Source organism: Curtobacterium sp. Csp2 (genome assembly GCF_013347165.1).
The window spans coordinates 2,858,108-2,867,857 of sequence record NZ_CP054593.1 but is presented as its reverse complement, the minus strand read 5'-3'; the positions used below and the strand labels follow the sequence as shown (position 1 = coordinate 2,867,857).

At 73.1% G+C, this 9,750-nt stretch carries 7 protein-coding genes and 2 pseudogenes; 7 read left to right on the top strand and 2 right to left on the bottom strand.

The window, feature by feature from the left end; translation table 11 throughout:
* From HUN59_RS13870 to HUN59_RS13845, 6 genes are all read left to right on the top strand, one after another.
* Positions 1-1,525: transglycosylase domain-containing protein (locus tag HUN59_RS13870; RefSeq protein WP_174778670.1), on the top strand; the 1,525-nt coding region annotated here is incomplete at its 5' end.
* A gap of 768 nt (positions 1,526-2,293) precedes the next feature.
* Positions 2,294-2,593 (top strand): Asp-tRNA(Asn)/Glu-tRNA(Gln) amidotransferase subunit GatC, encoded by a 300-nt coding sequence (gene gatC / locus HUN59_RS13865; RefSeq protein WP_058728900.1) that lies wholly within the window; start codon positions 2,294-2,296, stop codon positions 2,591-2,593.
* 10 nt (positions 2,594-2,603) lie between these two features.
* Complete coding sequence (gatA, locus tag HUN59_RS13860; protein ID WP_058742244.1) at positions 2,604-4,151, top strand: Asp-tRNA(Asn)/Glu-tRNA(Gln) amidotransferase subunit GatA; 1,548 nt, start codon at positions 2,604-2,606, stop codon at positions 4,149-4,151.
* Positions 4,151-5,656, top strand: coding sequence for an Asp-tRNA(Asn)/Glu-tRNA(Gln) amidotransferase subunit GatB (gene gatB / locus HUN59_RS13855; protein ID WP_174778669.1), 1,506 nt, complete (start codon positions 4,151-4,153; stop codon positions 5,654-5,656). The genes gatA and gatB overlap by 1 nt, the downstream gene beginning before the upstream one ends.
* Positions 5,657-5,783: 127 nt before the next feature.
* Entirely contained in the window at positions 5,784-6,869 is a 1,086-nt protein-coding gene (locus HUN59_RS13850) for a type III polyketide synthase (protein ID WP_174778668.1), read from the top strand.
* Complete coding sequence (locus HUN59_RS13845) at positions 6,866-7,588, top strand: methyltransferase domain-containing protein (RefSeq protein WP_254629891.1); 723 nt, start codon at positions 6,866-6,868, stop codon at positions 7,586-7,588. The genes HUN59_RS13850 and HUN59_RS13845 overlap by 4 nt, the downstream gene beginning before the upstream one ends.
* Positions 7,589-7,754: 166 nt before the next feature.
* Here HUN59_RS13845 and HUN59_RS13840 read toward each other — a convergent pair whose 3' ends face one another.
* Positions 7,755-8,807 carry a zinc-dependent alcohol dehydrogenase family protein gene (locus HUN59_RS13840; RefSeq protein ID WP_174778667.1) on the bottom strand — a complete coding sequence of 351 codons (1,053 nt, stop codon included), beginning with the start codon at positions 8,805-8,807 and terminating at the stop codon, positions 7,755-7,757.
* Here HUN59_RS13840 and HUN59_RS13835 point away from each other — a divergent pair.
* Positions 8,740-9,405, top strand: a pseudogene (locus HUN59_RS13835) (DUF3097 family protein); the annotation flags it as partial. The gene HUN59_RS13840 and the pseudogene HUN59_RS13835 overlap by 68 nt on opposite strands.
* A 42-nt stretch (positions 9,406-9,447) precedes the next feature.
* Here HUN59_RS13835 and HUN59_RS13830 read toward each other — a convergent pair.
* Positions 9,448-9,750: pseudogene (locus tag HUN59_RS13830) on the bottom strand (DUF3097 family protein); the annotation flags it as partial.

The following is a 9,750-nucleotide window of genomic DNA, read 5'->3' as shown; positions in this document are numbered from 1 at the left end:
GGTCTACGGCGCCGAGGCCGGAGCCGAGTACTACTTCGGCGTGCACGCGAAGGACCTGTCGCTCCCGCAGTCCGCGACGCTCGTGGCGATCCTGAACAACCCGTCGAACCTGCGCATCGACCAGCCGAACGACAAGGGACAACGGGCAGCGACCGCGGCGGACCGGATCGAGACGCTCGACACGAAGGGGCTCGAGATCCACACCTCGCTCGACCTCGACCTGCAGGCCCAGGCCCAGTCGGCGCTGTCGTCCTACGTCCCGGCCACCGTGGACGGCGTCGACGTCGGTGGGACCAACGTCACCGTCGAGCCGGGCACCGGTCGCGTGCTGTCGATGGTGCAGAACACGAGCTACACGCAGAGCGACAACGGCGGTGCCGGCGCGACCGCGATCAACTACAACGCGGACACCGCGTACGGCAACTCCGGCGGGTTCCAGACCGGTTCGACGTACAAGGTGTTCACCCTGGCGGAGTGGCTCGCATCCGGGCACACCCTGTCCGAGTCCGTCAACACGACCGAGCACACCTTCCCGCAGTCCGAGTTCACGAACTCGTGCGTGCGACTCGGCGGTGACCCGTGGAAGGTCGCGAACGCCGAGAGCGTGCCCGCGTCGATGACCGTGCAGGCGGCGACGTCGGAGTCGATCAACACCGCGTTCGGCGCGATGGCGAAGCAGCTCGACCTCTGCAAGATCAAGGAGACCGCGCAGGCGATGGGCATCCACCAGGCGGACGGGTCCGCGCCGGACTCCAACCCGGCGTCGGTGCTCGGGACGAACAACCTGTCGCCGATCGACCTGGCGGAGGCCTACGCGGGCTTCGCGAACGGCGGCATCGTCTGCACCCCGACCGTGATCGACTCCGTCAAGGAGGCCGACGGCACGAGCATCACCCCGTCGCCCTCGTCCTGCACCCGCGGTGTCTCGCAGGAGGTCGCCGGCACCGTCGACTACGCCCTGCAGGGGGTCCTGACCGGCGCCGGGACGGCAGCCACGGCGAACCCGGGCGACTCCGTACCGAAGTTCGCGAAGACCGGCACCACCGACGGTGACGTGCAGAACTGGCTCGTCACCTCGACGACGAAGTACACGAACGCGACCTGGATCGGGAACGTGCAGGGGAACGTCGGGCTCGCGAACGTGCCGTTCCCGCACGGGACGACCGGGTACAGCGCGAAGTTCGGGGTCGGCCGCTCGATGATGACCTACCTCGACCAGACGCTGTCCGGCGGGGCGCTGCCGGCGCCGGACCCGGCGATGATCGGTTCGGTGGCGAAGGCGCCGTCGTCGTCCTCGTCCGGTGACTCGACTGCGGGTTCGGCTGCGGGTTCGGCCTCGTCCGGGCAGGGCGCCGGTTCGACGCCGTCCGCGCCGTCCACGCCAGCTGCTCCGGCTGCTGGTGGTACTGGTGCTGGTGCTGCGGCCGGGTCTGGTTCTGGTTCCGGCTCGACCGGCGGCGGTGCGTCCGGCGGCGGGTCCGGGAAGGGCGGGACGACCGGGCCCGGCTCGGGTTCCGGCAAGTAGCGGACAGGAGGCGCGGTGCCGGCCCGGTGGGTCGGCGCCGCGCCTCCGCTGTGTGCGGGCACCGGGCCTGTGGGGCGCGGCGCGCAGTGCGGCTGCGCGCGGCGCGGGGCGCGGGGCGCGGGGCGGCGAGCGGGCGAAGTACGCGGTGTCCGGCGGGAGTGGCGCGACGATTCCGCCCGCTCGGGGTCCGGGGTTGGCTGCGCGCTGCAGAACCGGGCCCGCGCGGCGGACCGGGCCCGTGCCTCCAGGCCGTGACGGGGCGATGCTCGCGACCGCGAGCGGGCGTTCCGTGCGGTGCGCGCTCCGTACGGCAGGCGGGAAGCACCCACTCGCGTGGAGCGAGGCGGCGAGCGGGCGGAAAGGGTGCGTCGCCTGGCGGGGTGGTCGCGGATACCGCCCGCTCGCGGTGGCGGAGTGGGGTCGCGACCGCGGGTGGCGCGGACCGTGCGGACGGGAGGCGGCGAGCGGGCGGAAAGGGGGCGCCATCTGGCGGGGTGGTCGCGGATACCGCCCGCTCGCGGTGGCGGAGTGGGGTCGCGACCGCGGGTGGCGTGGCCCGTGCGGACGGGAGGCGGTGAGCGGGCGGAAAGGGTGCGTCACCTGGCGAGGTGGTCGCGGATACCGCCCGCTCGCGGAACGGGAACGGGAACGGGAACGGGAACGGGGGCGGGATCGGGGTGGGAACGGGCCCGGAACCGGAGCGGGACCCGCGCGTCGGGACCGGCCAATAGACTGGTGCGCATCCCACGAACCGATCGACGGAGCACCATGCCTGACATCACGAGCGAGCAGGTCGCGCACCTGGCGAACCTCGCCCGCATCGCACTCACGCCCGACGAGATCGAGAAGCTGACCGGGGAGCTGTCGCACATCGTCGAGAGCGTCGCCAAGGTCGCCGAGGTCGCGACCGACGACGTCCCCGCGACGAGCCACCCCGTGCCGCTCGGCAACGTCACCCGACCCGACGTGGTGGGGCAGACGCTGACCCAGGAGCAGGCGCTGTCCGGTGCCCCCGACTCCGACGGCGAACGGTTCCGGGTGACGGCGATCCTCGGCGAAGAACAGTAGGCGACAGAAGATGACCGACGACATCACCAAGCTCAGCGCCGCGGCGCTCGCCGACGCCCTCGTGGCGCGCGACGTCTCGAGCGTCGAGGCCACCCAGGCCCACCTCGACCGCATCGCGGCCGTCGACGGGGACGTCCACGCGTTCCTGCACGTCAACGAGAACGCCCTCGCCGTCGCGAAGTCGATCGACTCGCGCCGAGCGGCCGGGGACGACCTCGGTGCCCTCGCGGGCGTGCCGATCGCGATCAAGGACGTCCTGTGCACGCAGGACATGCCGACGACCTCGGGTTCGAAGATCCTCGAGGGCTGGCGGCCGCCCTACGACGCCACCCCGGTCGCCAAGCTCCGCGCCGCCGGCCTCGTGCCGCTCGGCAAGACGAACATGGACGAGTTCGCGATGGGCTCGACCACCGAGTTCTCGGCCTACGGTCCGACGCACAACCCGTGGGACCTCGACCGGATCCCCGGCGGGTCCGGCGGTGGTTCGGCCGCCGCGGTCGCCGCGCACGAGGCACCGTTCGCCCTGGGCTCCGACACCGGCGGCTCGATCCGCCAGCCGGGCGCCGTCACGGGCACGGTCGGTGTGAAGCCGACGTACGGCGGGGTCAGCCGCTACGGCGCGATCGCGCTCGCGTCGAGCCTCGACCAGATCGGTCCGGTGTCGCGGACGGTCCTCGACGCCGCGCTCCTGCACGACGTCGTCGGCGGACACGACCCGAAGGACTCCACGTCCATCCCGGACGCCTGGCCGTCGATGGCTGCGGCCGCGCGCGAGGGCCTGCAGGCGGACACACTCCGCGGGCTCAAGGTCGGCGTCGTGAAGGAGCTCGCCGGTGGCGAGGGCTTCCAGGCCGGCGTCACGCAGCGCTTCCAGGAGACCGTGGCGATCCTCGAGGCCGCCGGTGCCCAGGTCGTCGAGGTCGACGCCCCGAGCTTCGCGTACGCGATCAGCGCCTACTACCTGATCCTGCCGGCCGAGGCGTCGTCGAACCTCGCGAAGTTCGACTCCGTGCGCTTCGGCCTGCGCGTCACGCCCGAGAACGGCGCGACCGTCGAGGACGTCATGGCCGCCACGCGCGAGGCCGGCTTCGGCCCGGAGGTCAAGCGCCGCATCATCCTCGGCACGTACGCCCTGAGCGCGGGCTACTACGACGCGTACTACGGCTCCGCGCAGAAGGTCCGCACCCTGGTGCAGCGCGACTTCGCGGCCGCGTTCGAGCAGGTCGACCTGCTCATCAGCCCGTCGGCCCCGACGACCGCCTTCCCCCTGGGGGAGCGGCTCGACGACCCGCTGTCGATGTACCTCAACGACCTCACGACGATCCCGGCGAACCTCGCCGGCGTGCCCGGCATGAGCATCCCGAACGGCCTCGCGCCCGAGGACTCGCTGCCGACCGGCGTGCAGCTGATGGCCCCGCAGCGCGAGGACGCCCGCCTGTACCGCTACGGCGCCGCCCTCGAGCGCCTGCTCGAGCAGCAGTGGGGCCACCCGCTCATCGACAGCATCCCGGACCTCGACCCGTACCAGCAGTCCGCTGCGCAGGAAGGTGTGATCTGATGGCGCAGAAGGAAGCGCTGATGGACTTCGACGAGGCGCTCGAGCGCTTCGAGCCGGTGCTCGGCTTCGAGGTCCACGTCGAGCTCGCGACGAAGACGAAGATGTTCTCGGACGCCCCGAACTTCTTCGGTGGTGAGCCGAACACGAACGTGACGCCGGTCGACCTCGGGCTCCCGGGGTCGCTGCCGGTCGTGAACGAGCAGGCCGTGCGCTACTCGATCCAGCTCGGGCTCGCGCTCGGCTGCTCGATCGCCGAGTCCTCGCGGTTCGCCCGGAAGAACTACTACTACCCGGACAACCCGAAGAACTACCAGATCTCGCAGTACGACGAGCCGATCGCGTTCGAGGGCGAGGTCGAGGTCGAGCTGGCCGACGGCACGATCTTCAACGTCCCGATCGAGCGCGCCCACATGGAGGAGGACGCCGGCAAGCTGACCCACGTCGGCGGTGCCACCGGTCGCATCCAGGGCGCCGAGTACTCGCTCGTCGACTACAACCGCGCCGGCGTACCGCTCGTCGAGATCGTCACGAAGCCGATCTTCGGTGCGAAGGACCGCGCCCCCGAGCTCGGTGCCGCCTACGTGCAGGTCATCCGTGACCTCGTCCGTGCGCTCGGCGTCTCCGAGGCCCGCATGGAGCGCGGCAACCTGCGCTGCGACGCGAACATCTCGCTGCGCCCGTGGGGCCAGGAGAAGCTCGGCACCCGCACCGAGACGAAGAACGTCAACTCGTTCCGCGCCGTCGAGCGCGCGATCCGCTACGAGATCCAGCGGCAGGCCGCGATCCTCGCCGCCGGCGGCACGATCACGCAGGAGACCCGGCACTGGCACGAGGACACCGGCCGCACCTCGGCCGGCCGACCGAAGTCCGACGCCGACGACTACCGCTACTTCCCGGAGCCCGACCTGCTCCCGGTCGTGCCGGACCCCGCCGTCGTCGAGGAACTCCGCGCGTCCCTGCCGGAGGCCCCCGTCGCGCGTCGTCGTCGCCTCAAGGGCGAGTGGGGCTTCAGTGACCTCGAGTTCCAGGACGTCGTGAACGGCGGCCTGCTGGACGAGGTCGAGGCCACCGTCGCCGCGGGTGCGTCGCCGCAGGCCGCCCGCAAGTGGTGGACGGGCGAGATCAGCCGTGTCGCGAACGCGCAGGAGACCGCAGCGGGTGACCTCGTGTCGCCGCAGCACGTCGCCGAGACGATCGCGCTCGTCGAGTCCGGGGACCTGACCGACCGCCTGGCTCGCCAGGTGCTCGAGGGCGTCATCGCCGGCGAGGGCTCGCCCGCCCAGGTGGTCGAGTCGCGTGGGCTCAAGGTCGTCTCCGACGACTCGGCGCTGACCGCCGCCGTCGACGAGGCCCTCGCGGCCCAGCCGGACGTGCTCGCCAAGATCCAGGACGGCAAGGTCCAGGCAGCGGGCGCGATCATCGGTGCGGTGATGAAGGCCATGAAGGGTCAGGCCGACGCGGCCCGGGTCCGCGAGCTGGTCCTGGAGCGCGCGCAGCAGTCGTAGCGCGACCAGCAGACGGACTGGAGGCACGTGGCGGGTCCGCCACGTGCCTCCAGTCCGTCTCGCGGCCCGTCTGCGGTGCGGTCACCGATCCTGGGGACGCGTCAGCGACCCGGTGACAGGATGGGTCGTGACCGCAACGATCCGCGCCGTCGGGACCGCCGTCCCCAACACCACCCTCGACCAGGCGGCGGTGCGGGACCTGTTCGCCGGCCAGCCCGACCTCGGCAGGCTCGGCCGCCGACTCGTGCCGGCCGCCTTCGACGGATCCGACGTCGCACACCGGCACACGGTCCTCGAGGAACTCGACAGCGCGCGGCCCGGCGGGACCTTCCGGCAGGACGACGGCGCACTCGTCTCGCCGTCCACGGGCACGCGGAACGACCGCTACCGGGACCTCGCCCCGGCCCTGTTCGTCGCCGCAGCCCGGGACGCCGTCGAGCGCGCGGGGATCGAGCCCGCACGGGTGACGCACCTCGTCACGGTGTCCTGCACGGGGTTCACCCAGCCCGGGCCGGACATCGACGTCGTCGCGCAGCTCGGACTGCCCGCCGGGGTCTTCCGGCACCACATCGGCTTCATGGGGTGCTGCGCGGCCTTCCCGGCGCTCCGCATCGCCGCCGCGTTCACCGAGGCCGACCCGGACGCGGTCGTGCTCGTCGTCTGCGCGGAGCTCTGCACGCTGCACGTCCGCGCATCGGACGACCCCGACCAGATCGTCGCGAACAGCGTGTTCGGGGACGGGGCCGCCGCGGTCGTCGTGACGCAGGGCGGACCCGGGCTCCGGATCGAGCGCTTCGCCACCGCCACGGTCCCCGAGGGCGCCTCCGAGATGGCGTGGAACATCGGCGACGAAGGCTTCGAGATGATCCTGTCGACGGCCGTGCCGAAGCTCGTCGGCGTGCACGTGCCGGCCGCGGTGCAGGGACTGCTCGGCGAGGGCGAGACCCCGTCGGACGTGCCGGTGTGGGCCGTGCACCCCGGTGGCCGGGCGATCGTCGACCGCGCGCAGGAGTCGCTCGGGCTGCCGGACGCGGCGGTCGCGTCGAGCCGGAGCGTGCTCCGCGACCACGGCAACATGTCGAGCGCGACGGTGTTGTTCGTGCTCCGCGACGCCCTCGAGCAGGGAGTGCCGGACGGGTCGTCGCTCGTGGCGGTCGCCTTCGGCCCCGGGCTGACGGTGGAGAGTGCCCGACTGACGGCGGTCCCGGCGTGAGCGGACGTGCCGGAGGGGAGACGCGCCTCCAGGCCGTGGACCTGAGCGCCCGCGCGACGGACCTGCGCGAACTGATGGACGACCCGGACTGCGACCCGCGCGCCCTGGAACGGACCTTCCGGCGGTTCGCCGTCGTGAACGCCCTGGTCAGCGGGTGGCGCGCGGCGTGGCGGACGCACGTCGTGCCGGCGCTGCCCGCCTCGGGACGCGCGCGGATCCTGGACCTGGGGTGCGGCGGGGGCGACCTGGCCCGGGCGCTCGTGCGCTGGGCGGGGAGCGACGGCTTCGCGGTCGAGGTCGTCGGGATCGACCCCGACGAGCGGGCGATCACGTCGGCGCGCCGCTCCACCGCGCGGGGCGTGACGTTCAGACAGGCGTCGAGCGGCGAGCTCGTGGCCGCGGGGGAGCGCTTCGACGTCGTGGTGTCGAACCACGTGCTGCACCACCTGGACGACCCGGCGCGGGCGGCGTTCCTGGCGGACTCGGAGCAGCTCGCGACGAGTCGGGTGCTGCACTCGGACATCCGGCGGTCGCGGCAGGCCTACCGGGCGTACGCGGTGGCGTCGCCGCTCGTGGCGGTCGGGACGTTCGTGCGGGTGGACGGACTGCGGTCCATCCGGCGGTCGTTCACCGTGCCCGAGCTGCAGGACGTGCTGCCGGCGGGGTGGCGGGCGGAGCGGGCGGCGCCGCACCGGGTGCTCGCGGTGCGGGACGCCTGAGGGGAGCCCCGGCGGCCGGGCCGCCGGGCGGGGCGCCGGCTGAGCCGAGTCTCGCGCTGTGCGACGAGCCTCGCGCTCGCGGGGCCGAGTTTCGTCGCTGAGCGCGAGACTCGTCCCGCCCGCCGGGCGCACCGCGCACCGCGCCCGCGCCCGCGCGCGCCGCGCGCTACGGGCGCAGCAGCACCTTGATCGCCCGCCGCTCGTCCATCGCCGCGTACGCCTCGGGCGCCTGCTCGAGCGGCAGCTCGAGGTCGAACACCTTGCCCGGCTCGATCGCCCGCGACAGCACGTCGGGCAGCAGCTCGGGGATGTACGCGCGCGCCGGGGCCATGCCGCCACCGACGGTGATGTTCTTCGCGAACAGGAACGGCATCGGCAGCTCGGGGTCGCCCGCCGGGACGCCCACGTAGCCCACCGCACCACCGGGACGGACGACCCGGAGCGCCTGGTCCATGCTCTCCGCGGTGCCCACGGCCTCGAGGGCGCAGTCCGCGAGGTCCCCGCCGAGCAGCTCCCGCACCGCCGCGACGCCCTCGTCGCCGCGGGTCTCGACGACGTCCGTCGCGCCGAACTCCCGCGCGAGGGCCTGACGGTCGGCGTGCCGGCTCATCGCGATGATCCGCTCGGCACCCAGGCGCGCGGCCGCGAGCACGGCGGACAGCCCGACCGCGCCGTCGCCGACGACCACGACGGTCTTGCCCGGCCCGACCCCGGCGGAGACGGCCGCGTGGTGCCCGGTCGAGAAGACGTCCGACAGCGTCAGCAGCGAGGGCACGAGGTCGTCGTCCACGGGACCCGGCACGACGACGAGCGTCGCGGCGGCGTCCGGCACGCGGACGTACTCGGCCTGCGCGCCGCCCAGCGGGTGCCCGTACGCGTCCGGCGTCACGCCGAAGGTCGAGCCGTGGTCGCAGCCGCTCGTCATGCCGTGTGCACAGGCCTGGCAGGTGCCGTCGTTGGTGGTGAACGGCGCGATCACGAAGTCGCCCACGGACAGGCCGGTGACCGCGTCGCCGACGGACTCGACGACACCGACGAACTCGTGCCCGATCGCACGGGGCTCCGTCGTGTCGCGGACGCCGCGGTACGGCCAGAGGTCCGACCCGCACACACAGGCGGCGGTGAGCTTGACGACGGCGTCGGTGGGGTCGATGACGGTGGGGGCGTCACGCTCCTCGACGCGGATGTCGCGGGGGGCGTGGATGACGGTTGCGCGCACGATGGGCCTTCCGATCGGTGGTGGTCACGGCGCGTGCCGAGACGCGCCAGGGTGCCGGCGCCGTTGCGGGACCCGTCGACACTACGCTTCCCGGGTGGACGACGACCGGTACGGCAGTGACGTGCTCTCGGGCGACTGGCGCTCGCAGGGCGTCAAGAAGGTGCGGGAGGTGCCGCTCGAGCGCGACATGGTGCTCGAGGACCCGGACTCCGGCTGGGCGGGCGCCGTCGTGGGCCTCGAGGCGGGCAACGTCTCCTTGGAGGACTGGAAGGGACGCATCCGCGCCTTCCCCTTCACCGGGCAGTTCCTGCTCGAAGGGGAGCTCGTCACGCTCGGCCGCCCGCAGGCCCCGGTCGGCCGCTCCGGGGGTGCGCGTCCGGCCGCCGGTCCGACAGGTGGTGCGGCGGCCCCGGCCGGGAGGATCGGGGCAGCGCCCGCCGTCCGGCACGCGTCCGACGGTGGTCGCCTCCGCACCGCGTCCGGGTCGTTCGCGGTCGAGCAGCAGCGCGCGCGGGTGGCGCTCCCGTCGCGGATCATGGTCGAGGGCAGGCACGACGCCGAGCTCGTCGAGAAGGTCTGGGGCGCCGACCTCCGCGTCGAGGGCGTCGTGGTCGAGTACCTGGAGGGCGTCGACAACCTCGCCGAGGTGCTGCAGGATCCCCTTCTTCCACTCGATCGAGCGCGGGATCGTCGGCCACTCGGTCAGCCCGAGCCGCGACGGCTTCACCGACTGCCAGACGTCCACGAACGGGTGCCCGACGACCAGGACGTGCGCGCCCCACTTCCCGCGCATCACGGCGTCGGCGAAACGGGACTCCTTCGACCCGGGGACCAGGTGGTCGACGAGCACGCCGACACGACGGTCGCGCGAGGGCCGGAATTCGTCGAGCACCTCGGCGAGGTTGTCGACGCCCTCCAGGTACTCGACCACGACGCCCTCGAC